The organism is Pseudomonas sp. N-1-13, from assembly GCF_057787095.1.
Genome location: NZ_JBYNRI010000001.1, coordinates 4,115,166 through 4,130,692, shown reverse-complemented (window position 1 = coordinate 4,130,692; position 15,527 = coordinate 4,115,166). Strand labels below are relative to the sequence as shown.

Sequence of the window (15,527 nt, the reverse complement as noted above, 5' to 3'; positions counted from 1 at the left end):
CGGGATGACTGAATCGATTGGCGTGATCATTCTCGCGGCAGGATCGGGCAGCCGTTTCCGTCAGGTTGCAGGCCAGGACAAAGATAAGCTGCTGGCCGATTGCACGGGGCGTGACGGCGCTGTCCGATCGGTCATCGAGCAGGTGCTGGTGAACTTGCCGCCTTCTCTGGAAAAACGCGTGCTGGTGACCCGTGAGGACCGTCCACAGGCTATTCGCATGGCCCAGGCTTACGGGTGCAATTTTGTACAACTGGACTCGCCTGGCCTGGGTGACAGTATCGCTGCGGGTGTCCAGGCTTGCCCGGACCTGGATGGCTGGTTGATCGTGCTCGGTGATATGCCGTTCATCCTGCCGTCAAGCATCGAGCAGGTAGTGGCGCAGATCAGCGAAGATGGCATCAGTGTGCCGGTCCTGGCGGGTGAGTATGGGCATCCCGTGGGGTTTGGTCGTGTGTTTGGCCCGCAATTGATGGCATTGACCGCTGATCGCGGCGCCAAGGGGTTGTTTACCGGGGCGCGGGTGGTCGAGGTGGCAGTGGACGATCCTGGGGTGGTTTGGGATGTGGACGTGCCTGAAGCGCTGATCTTCAAGTAACAGCCGACGCGGATTCCTGTGGGGCAGGCAACATTGATACAAGCCGGGCCCGCGCTATCGCGAGTAGGCTCGCTCCCACACTGAATTTCGATGGTCGCCAGATTTATGCCCGCCGCCAATCTCCTGTGGGAGCGAGCCTGCTCGCGATAGCGCTGCGTCAGCTTGCATCAAGGGTGGACGCCGGGCCATGTTCGTCAGCAAGCCCGCTCCACACCATCCAGCTTCCAACACTCATGTAACTAAGTCTGAAGACATAAAAAAGCCCCGCCTGGCGTCAACCAGGCGGGGCTTTTTACTGGGCGGTGGAATCAGGCGTGAGGTTTAGGCTCGTGCTCTTTTTCCAGGGCTTCAGTGTGGCGAGGTGCGACTTCTTCAGCGGAGTGCTGAGGTTCGTCGATCACCGGCGCCGATTCAGCGGGAGCGGGTTCGCTGGTGGTTTCAGCGACCGGGGCAGGGGCTGCCTCGATTGCTTGCTCCACGGGTGCTGGCTCAGCGGCAGGCGCTTGAGCAGCGGCAGCGGCAGCTTGTTCGGCTTCCTTCTGCAGACGCTCGGCTTCACGCTTGCGACGACGCACTTCACGCGGATCGTTCGGAGCACGACCGTTGGGGGTCAGGGCGCTGGCAGGGGCAGGCGCCTCCACCTCTACCGGGGCTGGAGCTTCGGCAACCACAGGCGCTTGAACCGCTGGAGCTGGCTCGACCACGACCGGCTCGGCTGCTTTCACGGCTTCTGCTGCCGGCTCGGCTTCGACGACGGCTGGCTCGGCGTGCCAGTTGAACGCGGTCTGTTCTTCGCGAACCGGCTCCGGTGCTTTTTCCTCGATCACAGCTTCGATCACAGGTTCAGCGGCAACCACAGGTTGCTCGATGACAGGTGCAGGCTCGGAAACTGCTTCTGCCTGAGGCTCGGCTTCACGAACCGGGGCGAGTTCCACTTCTGGCGAAGCGGTGGTTTCTACCGGGGTAGTGGCTTCGACCACAGGCGCTTCAACCGGGGCGTTTTCCACCACAGCGGTAGCGCGTTCGGCCTGTTCGTGAGCCTCGGCTTCAGCGGGGGCGCTGATCGAGCTGCTGGCAACCGCGGCGGTGACGGCCAGGCCGGCGGCCAGGTCGGCAGCGCTTGGCGCTTCGGCGTTCTCGGCGGATTCGGAGGCTTCCGAACCTTCGATCACATTGCCGTTGGCGTCGCGTTGACGCTCACGACGGTTGCTGCGGCGACGCTGCCCACGGGAGCGGCGGCGTGGACGATCGCCTTCGGCGTTGTCCTGACCGTCTTCCTGCAGTTGCTCTTCGCTGTTCAGTACTTCCTCTTCGCTGGCAGCGGCAGCCTGCTCGGCGCGTGGTTGACGCTCTTCACGTGGCGGACGCGGTGCGCGCTCTTCGCGAGGCTGACGGGCCGGACGCTCTTCAGCGGTGGCGGCAGCAGCGGCGGGAGCGGCATCCAGCGGTTCGCGCAGCTCGCGAACACGTTCTTCACGCTCGCCACGTGGCTTGCGATCTTCACGAGGCGCGCGGGGTTGGCGCTCTTCACGCGGCGGACGCGGCGCGCGTTCTTCGCGGGCTACGGCTGGCACTTCCTCACGGGCTTCGCGAGGCTGGCGTTCTTCACGTGGCTCACGTGGTGCGCGCTCTTCACGCGGTGCACGTTCTTCACGGGGTTTGCGCTCCTCGTCACGACGACCGTTGCGGTTGCGGGTCTGCTGACGACCATTGCGACGTTCTTCGTTGCGGGCTGGACGCTCGGTAGCCGCTGGCTTGGCGACAACGGTCGGCGCAGCCGGCTCTTCCTTGGTGGCGAACAGGCTGACCAGGGATTTCACCAGGCCTTTGAACAGGCTTGGTTCAGGTGCGGCGGCAGGTGCCGGTGCCGGCGCGGCTGCTTCGGTCGGAACCGGTGCATTGGCGCGGGCTGGAGCCGTCTTGACCGCAGCTTCCTGGCGAACCAGGGTGCGAGTGGCAGCAGCCGGCTGCACTTCTTCCACTTCGGCAGCGGCAGCAGCGATTTCGTAGCTGGACTGATTGGTGTGGGCTTCCGGGCTGTCATCACGCAGGCGCTGCACTTCGAAGTGCGGCGTCTCGAGGTGATCGTTCGGCAGGATGACGATACGGGCGCGGGTGCGCAGTTCGATCTTGGTGATCGAGTTGCGTTTTTCGTTGAGCAGGAACGCAGCCACCGGGATCGGCACCTGGGCGCGAACTTCGGCGGTGCGGTCTTTCAGGGCTTCTTCTTCGATCAGGCGCAGGATCGCCAGGGACAGCGACTCGACGTCACGGATGATGCCGGTGCCGTTGCAACGCGGGCAGACGATGCCGCTGCTCTCGCCCAGGGAAGGACGCAGGCGCTGACGGGACATTTCCAGCAGGCCGAAGCGCGAGATGCGACCGACCTGTACGCGGGCGCGGTCGGCTTCCAGGCACTCACGGACCTTCTCTTCCACGGCGCGCTGGTTCTTGGCCGGGGTCATGTCGATGAAGTCGATGACGATCAGGCCGCCGATGTCGCGCAGGCGCAACTGACGGGCGATTTCTTCGGCGGCTTCAAGGTTGGTCTGCAGGGCGGTTTCTTCGATGTCGCTGCCTTTGGTGGCGCGCGCCGAGTTGATGTCGATGGACACCAGGGCTTCGGTCGGATCGATGACGATGGAGCCGCCGGACGGCAGTTCGACGACGCGCTGGAACGCGGTCTCGATCTGGCTTTCGATCTGGAAACGGTTGAACAGTGGAACGCTGTCTTCGTAGAGTTTGATCTTGCTGGCGTACTGCGGCATGACCTGGCGGATGAAGGTCAGGGCTTCGTCCTGGGCTTCAACGCTGTCGATCAACACTTCGCCGATGTCCTGGCGCAGGTAATCGCGGATCGCGCGGATGATGACATTGCTTTCCTGATAGATCAGGAACGGCGCGGAGCGATCCAGCGAGGCTTCCTTGATGGCGGTCCACAGTTGCAGCAGGTAGTCGAGGTCCCACTGCATTTCTTCGCTGCTGCGGCCAAGACCGGCGGTGCGAACGATCAGGCCCATGTCGGCTGGGGCAACCAGGCCGTTGAGGGCTTCGCGCAGTTCATTGCGCTCTTCGCCTTCGATGCGGCGGGAGATACCACCGGCGCGAGGGTTGTTCGGCATCAGGACCAGGTAACGGCCCGCCAGGCTGATGAAGGTGGTCAGGGCTGCGCCCTTGTTGCCACGCTCTTCTTTTTCGACCTGGACGATGACTTCCTGGCCTTCGCTCAGGACGTCCTTGATGTTGACGCGGCCTTCAGGGGCCTTCTTGAAGTATTCGCGGGAGATTTCTTTGAGGGGCAGGAAGCCGTGGCGCTCGGAGCCGAAATCGACAAAGGCAGCCTCAAGGCTTGGTTCGATGCGAGTAATCCGGCCTTTATAGATGTTGGCCTTCTTCTGCTCGCGTGCACCGGATTCGATATCCAGGTCGTAGAGGCGCTGGCCGTCTACCAGTGCAACACGCAACTCTTCGGGTTGAGTTGCGTTAATCAGCATTCTTTTCATGTAGTACCGTCGGTTTCCGGGCTGCCGGAAACGGCGTTCGGCACACACGACTTCTCACGGTCGGTGTCAGGTGCGTCATGGAAGTGGCCGGGCCATTCCAGTGTCCAGCGAGTTCGACCCAATGATGGCGAAGTCGCGACGGACGCGTCCTGCTTGCTGGCTGTTCAAGCACTCAGTCAGGAGGAGGAATCAACCGGCGCCTGTGGACGAGATGAAGCGTCTAAATATAAGCCTAGTGCTACACAGTCCGACGGTTGTACATCTCCACCCTACACGTATCCCTGATAATCGGGTGCTGCCGCGCGCAGAATCCGCAGCGGGTTGGCATTTACCGTGAGCTCCGAAAGGGGAGGTCACGCATCATGGCTAATTTAGGCGTTGTTTCCGAAGCTCTCGCTCGGGGTCGTCTACCGGTGACTGCACTTTGTGAACTGGCCGTGAATGTGGCGCGCAAGGCGAGTCAAAACTCTGCTTTGCCGCGTATTTCAGGCCTCATGTCACCTGCGCTCGTTACACCTGCAAACTCTGCCGTTATCTAGCAAAAGCCCCGTAGGACGGCCTCTCGTCCTCGTGAATTGCGTTGGTCAGGGCCGGTTTTTGACCGTTAGTCCGCTGTCCGGCCGCTTTTGGCGGCGTTCGCGACTATAGCAGCAATGATTAAGTGCTTCAATTCCATAAAAAATTGTTATCATCGCCGCCATGACGACTACTGCCCCTTCGACCCCTGGCGTTCAACTGCTCGAGGTCTCGCCGGAATATGCCGGCCAACGAATCGATAACTTCCTTCTAGCCCGACTCAAAGGCGTGCCCAAGACCTTGATCTATCGCATTTTGCGCAAGGGTGAAGTGCGGGTGAACAAAGGACGGATCAAGCCCGAATACAAGCTTCAGGCGGGCGATATCGTGCGCGTGCCGCCGGTTCGCGTGCCCGAGCGCGATGAGCCCGTGCCCCTGGCCCAAGGCCTGTTGCAGCGCCTGGAAGCCTCGATCGTCTTCGAAGACAAGGCGCTGATCGTGCTCAACAAGCCTGCGGGCATTGCGGTTCACGGCGGCAGTGGCCTGAATTTCGGCGTGATTGAGGCCTTTCGTCAGTTGCGCCCCGACGCCAAGGAGCTGGAGTTGGTCCATCGCCTGGATCGCGACACCTCCGGCCTGCTGATGATCGCCAAGAAACGCAGCATGTTGCGGCATTTGCATGAGCAATTGCGCGGCGATGGCGTCGACAAGCGCTACATGGCGCTGGTGCGGGGACGTTGGGATACCTCCATCAAGCAAGTTCGGGCGCCGTTGCTCAAGAGCAACCTGCGTTCCGGCGAGCGCATGGTGGAAGTCAACGAAGAAGGCAAGGAGGCCCTGACAGTGTTCAAGGTCCTGCGCCGCTTCGGTGATTTCGCCACCATGGTCGAGGCCAAGCCGGTGACTGGCCGCACCCACCAGATTCGCGTCCATACGCTACATGCCGGGCATTGCATCGCTGGGGACAGCAAGTACGGCGATGACGACTTCACCCGGGAAATCCGTGATCTGGGTGGCAAACGCCTGTTTCTCCATGCCTACATGTTGACCGTGCCGTTGCCCGATGGTGGTGAGCTGAAATTGCAGGCTCCGGTGGATGAAATGTGGGCCAAGACCGTGGAGCGGTTGAGTGCATCCTGAATACAAGCTGCTGATCTTCGATTGGGATGGCACTCTGGCGAACTCCATCGGTCGGATCGTGGAGGCAATGCATGCCGCCTCTGATCGTGCGGGTTTTGCCAGGTGTGATGATTTTGCCGTGAAGGGCATCATCGGCCTCGGCTTGCCGGAAGCGATCCGCAGTCTGTACCCGGAGATCAGTGACCCTGAGCTGCTGGTTTTTCGCCAGTATTACGCTGATCACTACATTGCGCTGGAGGCTGAGCCTTCGCCGTTGTTTGACGGTGTGGTAGACACTCTTGAAACCTTGAGGGGCGAGGGGTATCGCTTGGCTGTCGCCACCGGCAAGGCGCGTCGCGGGCTGGATCGAGTGCTGAAGTCCCATGGCTGGGACGATTATTTCGATATCACCCGGGCTGCGGACGAAACGGCCAGTAAGCCGCATCCGCTGATGCTCGAGCAAATCCTGGCTCACTGCGGCATGCAGCCGGAACAGGCGTTGATGGTGGGGGATTCCTCGTTCGACCTGCAGATGGCGCGCAACGCCGGTATGGGGTCGGTTGCGGTGAGCTACGGCGCGCAGACGATCGCGGCGCTGCAAGCCTTCGAGCCACGGCTGGCGATCGACCATTTTCCTGAATTGCACGCCTGGCTGAGCCGGCGGGCCAATTAAGTTTTTGCTGGGGATACTTGCATGACCGACGAATGGAAGGCACCGGCCAAGGCGAGCGCCGAGAACGGTGACGACAAAAGCTGGAAGCTGTTGGAGAAGACCTTGCTGGCCGGTGTGCAGGAGCAGCGTCGTTCCCGCCGCTGGGGCATTTTCTTCAAGCTGCTGACGTTCGTTTATCTCTTTGTCGCGCTATTGCTGTTCACGCCCCTGTTCGACATGGAAAAAAGCGCCGTGCGGGGTTCTGCGTACACCGCATTGATCGACATCGAAGGCATGATTGCCCATAAAGAGCCTGCCAGCGCGGACAATATCGTCGGTAGCCTGCGGGCTGCTTTCGAAGATCCCAAGGTCAAGGGTGTGATCTTGCGCATCAACAGTCCGGGTGGCAGCCCGGTGCAGTCGGGTTATGTCTATGACGAGATCGTCCGGTTGCGCGCGTTGCACCCGAACACCAAGGTCTACGCGGTCATTTCCGATCTGGGGGCTTCCGGTGCGTACTATATTGCCAGCGCGGCCGATCAGATCTACGCCGACAAAGCGAGCCTGGTGGGCTCCATTGGCGTGACGGCGGCCGGCTACGGTTTTGTCGGGACGATGGAAAAGCTGGGCGTGGAGCGTCGGGTGTACACCTCCGGCGAGCATAAGTCGTTCCTTGATCCGTTCCAGCCGCAAAAGCCGGAAGAAACCGCGTTTTGGCAGGGCGTGCTCGACACGACCCACAAGCAATTCATTGCCAGTGTCAAAAAAGGCCGGGGTGAGCGCCTCAAAGACAAGGAGCATCCCGAGCTGTTCTCTGGGCTGGTCTGGTCTGGGGAGCAGGCCTTGCCGCTGGGCTTGATCGATGGCCTGGGCAGCGCCAGTTCGGTGGCGCGGGACGTGATTGGCGAAAAAGAGCTGGTGGATTTCACCATCGAAGAGTCGCCGTTTGATCGCTTCTCGAAGAAGCTGGGGGCGAGCATTGCCGAGCATCTGGCGATGTGGATGGGGTTCCAGGGGCCGTCATTGCGCTAGTTCGTTGGTTTGCGCGATCCCCTGTGGCTTGTCTGTGGGGGGGCAAGCTTGCTCGCGATGAGCGACAACCTGGCTGGTCTGCATCATCGCAGCGCCTGCATCGCGGGCAAGCCTTGCTCCCACAAATAAATGCTCTCGCTACAAGTCGTATGTTGGCTTAGGGAACCTGCACGCCCTCGACCAGCAACATATCCACAAGGCGAATCAGTGGCAGGCCAACCAGGCTGGTGGCGTCTGGCCCTTCCGTGCTCTGGAACAGGCTCACGCCAAGCCCTTCGGCCTTGAAGCTGCCCGCGCAGTCATAAGGTTGCTCGGCCAGCAGGTAGCGTTCGATGCGTGCAGGGTCCAGCGTGCGCATGTGGACGGTAAACGGAACGCAATCGACCTGGCAGGCGCCGGTCTGGCTGTTAAGTACCGCCAGGCCGGTCAGAAAGCTGACCCGGGCCCCGCTCGCGGCCAGCAGTTGTTCGCGGGCGTTCTCGAATGTATGGGGCTTGCCCAGGATGCGCTCGCCGAGCACGGCCACCTGGTCCGAACCGATGATCAGATGCGCCGGATGGCTGCTCGCCAGGGCCTGGGCTTTTTCCCGGGCCAGGCGTTTTACCAGGTCGAGTGCCGCCTCGTCAGGCCGGCGGCTTTCGTCGATGTCCGGTGAACTGCAGACGAACGGTAGCCCCAGACGGGCAAGCAATTGCCGGCGATACACTGAGCTTGAGGCGAGTAATAAAGGCAGCATGGGCATCTCCAAAAGGCAGGGGCGAATTCTAGCGAGGCGCGCAAGTGACGGACAGGGCTGAATTTCCTTTGACATGGCCGGGTGCATCCCTATAATGCTGCGCCTATGTTGAATGACCCGATTCCACCTCACGTTGACCCGCGCAAATTGGCTGACCGTGGCACCACCCTTCAAGGTGAACTGCTGCTGGCCGATTTGAAGAGACTCTGCGACCCGCTTTCCGACGATGTCGGTACGGTCCAGGCCAAATTCGTTTTTGAACGAGATGAACGTAAATCTGTGGTAATCCACAGCTTTATCGACACTGAAGTCAAAATGGTTTGCCAGCGTTGTCTTGAGCTGGTCACCCTGCCGATCCACAGCGAATGCAGTTATGCCGTGGTGAAGGAGGGTGCGAATACCCAGTCGTTACCGAAAGGTTATGACGTGCTGGAACTGGGCGAAGATCCATTGGATCTGCAGTCACTGATCGAGGAGGAGCTTCTGCTCGCCTTGCCCATTGTGCCTGCTCATCATCCGGAAGAATGCCAGCAGCCGGCGGGAGCAGATGAGCCCGAACCGAGCGAGGACGAGGTAACGCGGTCCAACCCGTTCAGTGTATTGGCGCAGTTAAAGCGTGACCCAAACGTTTAGGAGTTAATCAATTATGGCTGTTCAGCAGAACAAAAAATCCCGCTCTGCCCGTGACATGCGCCGTTCGCACGACGCTCTCGAGGCTAGCACCCTGTCTGTAGAAAAAACCACCGGTGAAGTTCACCTGCGTCACCACGTATCGCCAGAAGGCGTATACCGTGGTCGTAAAGTGATCGACAAGGGCGCTGACGAGTAATCCTTGTCCGCTCAAGTCATCGCGATTGACGCAATGGGCGGGGACTTCGGTCCCCGCAGCATTGTTCAGGCCAGCCTTGCTTGTCTGAATGCTACACCCTCGTTGCACCTGACCCTCGTCGGTCAATCCTCCCTTCTAGAAGAAATGCTCAACGGCCAATCGGCTGTGGATCGTTCGCGTCTGACGATCGCACCTGCGTCCGAAGTCATCACCATGGACGAAAAGCCTGCCCAGGTCCTGCGTGGCAAGCCTGACGCCTCGATGCGTGTAGCCCTTGAGCTGCTGCGCGATGGCAAGGTCCAGGCGTGTGTCAGTGCAGGCAATACCGGTGCACTGATGGCGCTGTCGCGTTACGTGCTCAAGACCTTGCCGGGCATCGACCGGCCGGCGATGGTCGCGGCCATCCCCACCCAGCGTGGTTTTTGCCAGCTCCTTGATCTGGGCGCCAACGTCGATTGCAGTGCCGAGCATCTACTGCAATTTGCAGTGATGGGCTCGGTAGCGGCTGAAACCCTGGGTATCGTGCGCCCTCGTGTAGCGCTGCTGAACATCGGTACCGAAGACATCAAGGGTAACCAGCAAGTCAAGCTGGCAGCCACGTTGTTGCAGGCTGCGCGAGGTATCAATTACATCGGCTTCGTTGAGGGCGATGGATTGTACCGGGGTGAGGCGGACGTGGTGGTGTGTGACGGTTTTGTCGGCAATATTTTGCTCAAGTCCAGCGAAGGCCTGGCGACCATGATCGGGGCGCGTATCGAGAAGCTGTTCAGGCAGAACCTGGCCTCGCGGATGGTCGGTGCCCTGGCGTTGCCGTTGATGCGTCGGTTGCAGGCGGACCTGGCACCAGCGCGGCATAACGGTGCAAGTTTTCTCGGGCTGCAGGGCATTGTGATCAAGAGTCATGGTTCGGCGGGCGTGCAGGGGTTTCAAAGTGCGATCAATCGCGCGCTGATCGAAATCCAGGAAAACCTGCCGGAGCGTCTTCATGGGCGCCTCGAAGATTTGTTAACTTAGGCGTTTTCGTCTGACAATGCTTAAATGTGACCGGTCGGTTCAAGCCGCCATCCAACTGTCAGTTTCCTAGCGCCCCCTGGGGCGTCAATTTTTGACGACAAGATCATTAGGGGCTTTGTTTTCATGTCTGCTTCTCTCGCATTCGTCTTTCCTGGGCAGGGTTCGCAGTCCCTCGGCATGCTTTCCGAGCTGGGCGCGCAATACCCGTTGATCCTCGAAACATTCAAAGAAGCTTCCGATGCTCTGGGCTATGACCTGTGGGCACTGACCCAGCAAGGGCCGGAAGAGCAACTCAATCAAACCGACAAAACCCAGCCGGCCATCCTGACCGCCTCGATCGCACTCTGGCGCCTCTGGCTGGCCGAGGGCGGTGCGCGTCCGGCGTTCGTTGCCGGACACAGCCTGGGCGAATACAGCGCTCTGGTGGCTGCTGGCAGTCTGAGCCTGGGTGACGCGGTGAAGCTCGTGGAGCGTCGTGGCCAGTTGATGCAGGAGGCCGTTCCGGCCGGGCAGGGCGGCATGGCTGCGATTCTCGGCCTGGAAGATGCCGATGTGCTGGCAGCCTGCGCCGAAGCCGCGCAAGGCGAAGTGGTCAGCGCTGTGAACTTCAATTCACCTGGCCAGGTGGTGATTGCGGGTGCCAAGGCTGCTGTAGAACGCGCCATTGAAGGGTGCAAGAGCCGTGGTGCCAAGCGTGCCATGCCGTTGCCCGTCAGCGTGCCGTCGCACTGCGAACTGATGCGTCCGGCCGCTGAGCGTTTTGCCGAGTCTATCGCTGCCATTGACTGGCAGGCGCCACAGATTCCAGTGGTACAGAACGTCAGTGCCGATGTGGCTGCGGATCTTGAGACCCTCAAGCGTGATCTGCTGGAGCAACTCTACAAACCGGTTCGCTGGGTCGAATCGGTGCAGACCCTGGCGGCCAAGGGCGCGACCGAACTGGTCGAGTGCGGTCCTGGTAAAGTGCTGGCCGGTCTGAACAAACGCTGCGCCGAAGGCGTATCGACTTCCAATCTCAATACCCCAGATGCTTTCGCTGCCGCCCGTGCAGCGCAGGCCTGAACAGGAGAAGCTTGCATGAGTCTGCAAGGTAAAGTTGCACTGGTGACCGGTGCAAGCCGTGGCATCGGCCAGGCCATTGCCCTGGAACTGGGTCGTCAAGGCGCCATCGTTGTTGGTACCGCGACTTCCGCTTCGGGCGCCGAGCGCATCGCCGCTACCCTGAAGGAAAACGACATCCAAGGCACCGGTCTTGAACTGAACGTCACCAGCGATGAATCCGTTGCGGCGGTGCTGGCAAGCATTCAGGAACAGTTCGGTGCGCCGGCAATCCTGGTCAATAATGCCGGCATCACCCGCGATAACCTGATGATGCGCATGAAAGATGACGAATGGTTCGACGTGATCGATACCAACCTGAACAGCCTGTACCGGCTGTCCAAGGGCGTTCTGCGTGGCATGACCAAGGCTCGCTGGGGTCGAATTATCAGTATCGGTTCGGTTGTGGGTGCCATGGGCAACGCAGGCCAAGTAAACTATGCTGCGGCCAAAGCCGGTCTGGAAGGTTTCAGTCGTGCGCTGGCGCGTGAAGTGGGTTCGCGCTCGATTACGGTAAACTCGGTAGCCCCGGGTTTCATCGATACCGACATGACCCGTGAACTGCCGCAAGCGCAACGTGAAGCCTTGTTGACACAAATTCCGCTGGGTCGTCTGGGGCAAGCTCAAGAAATCGCGTCCGTGGTCGCTTTTCTTGCGTCGGATGGTGCGGCATACGTGACTGGGGCTACAATCCCGGTAAACGGCGGGATGTACATGAGTTAAATGTGACGGATTGCTTCAAAAAAATGTCATACGAGCTGTCTAAAATCCGTTATAAAGCTGCAATCTATTTATAGACGGCGGGCTGCAGGGTTTGAGGAGTGAAGCTTTCGGTTGAAAAACCGAAAAGTCTTTCTATACACTTACCCACCGGCCAGCTGCCTGAATTTGTCCATTAGGAGTGAAAACAAGGTATGAGCACCATCGAAGAGCGCGTCAAGAAAATCGTTGCCGAGCAACTGGGCGTCAAAGAAGAAGAAGTGAAGAACGAAGCTGCCTTCGTTGAAGACCTGGGTGCCGACTCCCTTGACACCGTTGAGCTGGTGATGGCTCTGGAAGAGGAATTCGAGACCGAAATCCCTGACGAAGAAGCTGAAAAAATCACTACTGTTCAGCTGGCTATCGACTACATCAATAAGCATCAGGCTTAATTATTTTTAGTCGTCGCTAGCTGTCATGGAAAAACCGCACTGCCATCATGGCGTGCGGTTTTTTCTTTAGGCCTGATGCAAAGTCGTCATTAGAATAAAGGAGAGTGCTGTGTCGCGTAGACGCGTCGTAGTCACCGGTATGGGTATGTTGTCGCCACTGGGCACGGATGTGCCGAGCAGTTGGCAGGGCATTCTGGCTGGCCGTAGTGGCATTGGTCTGATCGAACACACCGACCTTTCTGCCTATTCCACCCGTTTTGGCGGCTCGGTAAAGGGTTTCAATGTCGAGGAGTACCTGTCGGTCAAAGAGGCCCGCAAGCTCGACCTGTTCATTCAATACGGCCTGGCAGCCGGATTCCAGGCCGTACGTAATGCCGGTCTTGAAGTCACCGATGCCAACCGTGAACGTATCGGCGTGGCCATGGGGTCGGGTATTGGCGGCTTGACCAATATCGAAGAAACCAGCCGTACGCTGCACGAGTCGGGGCCGCGACGGATTTCTCCGTTCTTTGTGCCGGGCTCGATCATCAATATGATTTCCGGTTTCCTGTCCATCCACCTGGGTGTGCAGGGGCCTAACTACGCTATTGCTACGGCGTGTACCACGGGCACCCACTGCATTGGCATGGCCGCGCGCAACATCATGTACGACGAGGCCGACGTGATGATTGCCGGCGGCGCCGAGATGGCGGCCTGCGGGCTGGGCATGGGTGGCTTCGGCGCATCCCGTGCGCTGTCGACCCGCAACGACGAACCGAGCCGCGCCAGTCGGCCGTGGGACAAGGGCCGAGACGGCTTCGTATTGTCCGACGGTTCCGGTGCGCTGGTACTCGAAGAGCTGGAGCATGCTAAGGCGCGCGGCGCGACCATTTATGCCGAGCTGATTGGCTTTGGCACCAGTGGCGATGCCTACCACATGACCTCGCCACCCGCCGACGGTGCCGGTGCTGCCCGCTGCATCACCAACGCACTGCGTGACGCGAAGGTCAACGCCGAGCAGGTGCAGTACATCAATGCCCATGGCACTTCGACCCCGGCGGGCGATCTTGCCGAGGCCCAGGCCATCAAGACCGTGTTCGGTGAGCACGCCTACAAACTGGCGGTCAGCTCGACCAAGTCCATGACCGGCCACCTGCTGGGTGCCGCGGGCGCGGTGGAAGCGATCTTCAGCGTACTGGCGATCAACAGCCAGGTCGCGCCACCGACCATCAACCTTGACGAGCCGGACGAAGGCTGCGATCTGGACTTCGTGCCACACACGGCGCGTGGCATGGACATCGATGTAGTGCTGTCCAACTCCTTCGGCTTTGGCGGTACCAACGGCTCGCTGGTGTTCCGCCGGTTCGCTGGTTGATGGAAAGCTGGGTCGACGGTCAGCCTGCCGACGTTCTGTCGCTCAAGGACCGCGGCCTGGCTTACGGCGATGGGTTGTTTGAAACCATCGCTGTGCGCAATGGCAAACCGGTGTTGCCTGAGCGTCACCTGCAGCGTCTGGCGCTAGGTTGTCAGCGGTTGACGCTCCAGGTTGACATGGGGGCGTTGGAGGCTGAGTTGCGCGCCTACGCGCAATGCCTGGGTGACGGCGTACTTAAGTTGATCGTGACCCGCGGTGATGGTCTTCGCGGTTATGGCGCTGATCCCTCGGCGCCGTCCCGGCGCATCCTGCAGGGCAGTCCGCCGGCCGCCTATCCTCCAGTGCATGCCGAGCAGGGCGTTCGCCTGTTTCCCTGTGCCACCCGTCTGTCCGAGCAACCCTTGCTGGCCGGTCTCAAGCACCTCAATCGTCTTGAACAAGTGATGGCCCGCGCCGAATGGCGCGATGCCGAGCACGCCGAAGGCTTGATGCTGGACACGTCCGGGCGAGTGATCGAAGGCGTCTTCAGTAACCTCTTTCTGGTGCGCGAGGGTGAATTGGTCACGGCGGACCTGAGCCGTTGTGGCGTGGCCGGCGTGATGCGGGCCGAATTATTGTATCAAGCCGAGTCTCAAGGCATCGCCACGCACATCACCGACATCCGCCTCGAACAGCTGCACCAGGCCGACGAAGTCTTCGTCTGCAATAGCGTTTATGGCGTATGGCCGGTACGTGCATGCGGTTCGGCGCGCTGGTCGACCGGGCCGCTCACCCGTAAACTGCAGACCCTTGCCCGCACGCTATTGGATGTTTGATTCGTGAGACGTAAATTCTTGCTTCTGCTGGAAACCGGACTGGTTCTGGCGGTGCTGCTGTTGGGCACTTGCGCCTGGAAAATTCATTCGGCGTTGCAACAACCGCTGAACATCACCCAGGAAGAACTGCTGGACGTCCCCAACGGGACCACCCCCACCGGAACCCTCAAGCGCCTCGAAGCGGACGGCCTGATCAAGGACGCTTTCTGGTTGCGCGTCTATTGGCGCTTCAATCTTGCCGGCCAACCGTTGCATTCCGGTGAGTACCGGATGGTGCCGGGCATGACGATGGAAAGCCTGATCGAGGTCTGGAAGCGCGGGGAAGTGGTGCAGTACAGCGTCACCCTGGTGGAGGGGTGGAATTTTCGCCAGGTTCGTGCGGCGCTGGCCAAGGATGAAAAACTCCAGCAGACCCTGGCCGGTCTGAGTGACAGCGAAGTGATGGACCGCCTGGGCCATTCCGGGATATTCCCCGAGGGACGGTTCTTCCCGGACACCTATCGCTTCGTGCGTGGCACATCGGACGCTGACCTGCTGAAAATTGCCTACGACCGGCTCGAAGACGTGCTTGCCAAAGAGTGGGCGCAACGCGCCGCCGATTTACCTTACTCCCAGCCCTATCAGGCGCTGATCATGGCATCCCTGGTGGAAAAGGAAACCGGCGTGCCTGAGGAGCGTGGGCAGATCGCCGGTGTGTTCGTGCGCCGTATGCGCCTGGGCATGCTGTTGCAAACCGACCCTACCGTGATCTACGGGCTGGGCGAGCGCTACAACGGCAAACTCACCCGTGCTCACTTGCGGGAAGAAAACCCCTACAACACCTATCTGATTCCTGGCCTGCCGCCGACACCGATTGCGATGGTGGGGCGCGAGGCGATTCACGCCGCGTTGAACCCAGTTGCCGGCAACAGCCTTTACTTCGTCGCCCGTGGTGATGGCAGCCACGTGTTTTCCGATGACCTGGATGCGCACAATAACGCCGTGCGCGAATATCAGCTCAAGCGCCGAGCCGATTATCGCTCCAGTCCGGCCCCGACTGTGCCGGACGAGGAGCCTATCGACGAACCGAATGCCAGCGAGCCGCCGCGCTCGCAATGACTTTGTTTAAGGATC

Annotated in this window: 15 protein-coding genes; 13 read left to right on the top strand and 2 right to left on the bottom strand. The window is 60.3% G+C overall.

Annotated features, from left to right (window positions below):
- Window positions 1-4 precede the first annotated feature (4 nt).
- The gene (locus AC3I65_RS18485; RefSeq protein WP_322834235.1) at window positions 5-595 is read left to right on the top strand and encodes a nucleotidyltransferase family protein; all 591 of its coding nucleotides are present in this window, start codon (window positions 5-7) and stop codon (window positions 593-595) included.
- Between the two features lie 308 nt (window positions 596-903).
- On the opposite strand, the gene rne is transcribed toward AC3I65_RS18485, so the two are convergent.
- A complete protein-coding gene (gene rne, locus AC3I65_RS18480) occupies window positions 904-4,098 on the bottom strand; it encodes a ribonuclease E (RefSeq protein WP_047228191.1) in 3,195 nt (1,064 codons plus the stop codon).
- A gap of 699 nt (window positions 4,099-4,797) precedes the next feature.
- Here rne and rluC point away from each other — a divergent pair.
- Genes rluC through AC3I65_RS18465 form a run of 3 tightly spaced genes read left to right on the top strand, consistent with a single transcriptional unit; the run spans window position 4,798 to window position 7,417 of the window.
- Window positions 4,798-5,754: a 23S rRNA pseudouridine(955/2504/2580) synthase RluC gene (gene rluC / locus AC3I65_RS18475; RefSeq protein ID WP_047228192.1), complete on the top strand. Its 957-nt coding sequence runs from the start codon at window positions 4,798-4,800 to the stop codon at window positions 5,752-5,754.
- Window positions 5,744-6,406: an HAD-IA family hydrolase gene (locus AC3I65_RS18470; protein WP_281459946.1), complete on the top strand. Its 663-nt coding sequence runs from the start codon at window positions 5,744-5,746 to the stop codon at window positions 6,404-6,406. The genes rluC and AC3I65_RS18470 overlap by 11 nt, the downstream gene beginning before the upstream one ends.
- Window positions 6,407-6,427: 21 nt before the next feature.
- Window positions 6,428-7,417 (top strand): S49 family peptidase, encoded by a 990-nt coding sequence (locus tag AC3I65_RS18465; protein ID WP_047228194.1) that lies wholly within the window; start codon window positions 6,428-6,430, stop codon window positions 7,415-7,417.
- A 157-nt stretch (window positions 7,418-7,574) separates the two neighbouring features.
- Here the strand turns inward: AC3I65_RS18465 and AC3I65_RS18460 are convergent, their stop codons facing one another.
- Window positions 7,575-8,153 carry a Maf family protein gene (locus AC3I65_RS18460; protein WP_173406695.1) on the bottom strand — a complete coding sequence of 193 codons (579 nt, stop codon included), beginning with the start codon at window positions 8,151-8,153 and terminating at the stop codon, window positions 7,575-7,577.
- Between the two features lie 105 nt (window positions 8,154-8,258).
- Between AC3I65_RS18460 and AC3I65_RS18455 the strand changes: the two genes are divergently transcribed.
- From AC3I65_RS18455 to mltG, 9 genes are all read left to right on the top strand, one after another.
- Window positions 8,259-8,786, top strand: a complete 528-nt coding sequence (locus AC3I65_RS18455; protein ID WP_003204262.1) for a YceD family protein — start codon at window positions 8,259-8,261, stop codon at window positions 8,784-8,786.
- A 13-nt stretch (window positions 8,787-8,799) separates the two neighbouring features.
- A complete protein-coding gene (gene rpmF / locus AC3I65_RS18450; RefSeq protein WP_003179396.1) occupies window positions 8,800-8,982 on the top strand; it encodes a 50S ribosomal protein L32 in 183 nt (60 codons plus the stop codon).
- A 3-nt stretch (window positions 8,983-8,985) separates the two neighbouring features.
- Complete coding sequence (gene plsX / locus AC3I65_RS18445; protein ID WP_080962901.1) at window positions 8,986-9,996, top strand: phosphate acyltransferase PlsX; 1,011 nt, start codon at window positions 8,986-8,988, stop codon at window positions 9,994-9,996.
- A 123-nt stretch (window positions 9,997-10,119) separates the two neighbouring features.
- On the top strand, window positions 10,120-11,058 hold the full coding sequence (gene fabD / locus AC3I65_RS18440) for an ACP S-malonyltransferase (protein WP_107322018.1): 939 nt from the start codon (window positions 10,120-10,122) through the stop codon (window positions 11,056-11,058).
- Between the two features lie 15 nt (window positions 11,059-11,073).
- Entirely contained in the window at window positions 11,074-11,817 is a 744-nt protein-coding gene (fabG, locus tag AC3I65_RS18435) for a 3-oxoacyl-ACP reductase FabG (RefSeq protein WP_047228198.1), read from the top strand.
- A 191-nt stretch (window positions 11,818-12,008) separates the two neighbouring features.
- Window positions 12,009-12,245: an acyl carrier protein gene (gene acpP, locus AC3I65_RS18430; protein WP_047228199.1), complete on the top strand. Its 237-nt coding sequence runs from the start codon at window positions 12,009-12,011 to the stop codon at window positions 12,243-12,245.
- A gap of 109 nt (window positions 12,246-12,354) precedes the next feature.
- Entirely contained in the window at window positions 12,355-13,599 is a 1,245-nt protein-coding gene (gene fabF / locus AC3I65_RS18425) for a beta-ketoacyl-ACP synthase II (RefSeq protein ID WP_047228200.1), read from the top strand.
- Window positions 13,599-14,414: an aminodeoxychorismate lyase gene (gene pabC / locus AC3I65_RS18420; RefSeq protein ID WP_160893067.1), complete on the top strand. Its 816-nt coding sequence runs from the start codon at window positions 13,599-13,601 to the stop codon at window positions 14,412-14,414. Before fabF ends, pabC begins: the two co-directional genes overlap by 1 nt.
- A gap of 3 nt (window positions 14,415-14,417) precedes the next feature.
- Complete coding sequence (gene mltG, locus AC3I65_RS18415; RefSeq protein WP_076383833.1) at window positions 14,418-15,512, top strand: endolytic transglycosylase MltG; 1,095 nt, start codon at window positions 14,418-14,420, stop codon at window positions 15,510-15,512.
- Window positions 15,513-15,527: the final 15 nt, after the last annotated feature.

Coding starts and splice junctions, on each gene's coding strand:
- AC3I65_RS18485 (WP_322834235.1), top strand. CDS start 5: ATGACTGAATCGATTGGCGTGATCATTCTCGCGGCAGGATCGGGCAGC.
- rne (WP_047228191.1), bottom strand. CDS start 4,098: ATGAAAAGAATGCTGATTAACGCAACTCAACCCGAAGAGTTGCGTGTT.
- rluC (WP_047228192.1), top strand. CDS start 4,798: ATGACGACTACTGCCCCTTCGACCCCTGGCGTTCAACTGCTCGAGGTC.
- AC3I65_RS18465 (WP_047228194.1), top strand. CDS start 6,428: ATGACCGACGAATGGAAGGCACCGGCCAAGGCGAGCGCCGAGAACGGT.
- AC3I65_RS18460 (WP_173406695.1), bottom strand. CDS start 8,153: ATGCTGCCTTTATTACTCGCCTCAAGCTCAGTGTATCGCCGGCAATTG.
- AC3I65_RS18455 (WP_003204262.1), top strand. CDS start 8,259: ATGTTGAATGACCCGATTCCACCTCACGTTGACCCGCGCAAATTGGCT.
- rpmF (WP_003179396.1), top strand. CDS start 8,800: ATGGCTGTTCAGCAGAACAAAAAATCCCGCTCTGCCCGTGACATGCGC.
- fabD (WP_107322018.1), top strand. CDS start 10,120: ATGTCTGCTTCTCTCGCATTCGTCTTTCCTGGGCAGGGTTCGCAGTCC.
- fabG (WP_047228198.1), top strand. CDS start 11,074: ATGAGTCTGCAAGGTAAAGTTGCACTGGTGACCGGTGCAAGCCGTGGC.
- acpP (WP_047228199.1), top strand. CDS start 12,009: ATGAGCACCATCGAAGAGCGCGTCAAGAAAATCGTTGCCGAGCAACTG.
- pabC (WP_160893067.1), top strand. CDS start 13,599: ATGGAAAGCTGGGTCGACGGTCAGCCTGCCGACGTTCTGTCGCTCAAG.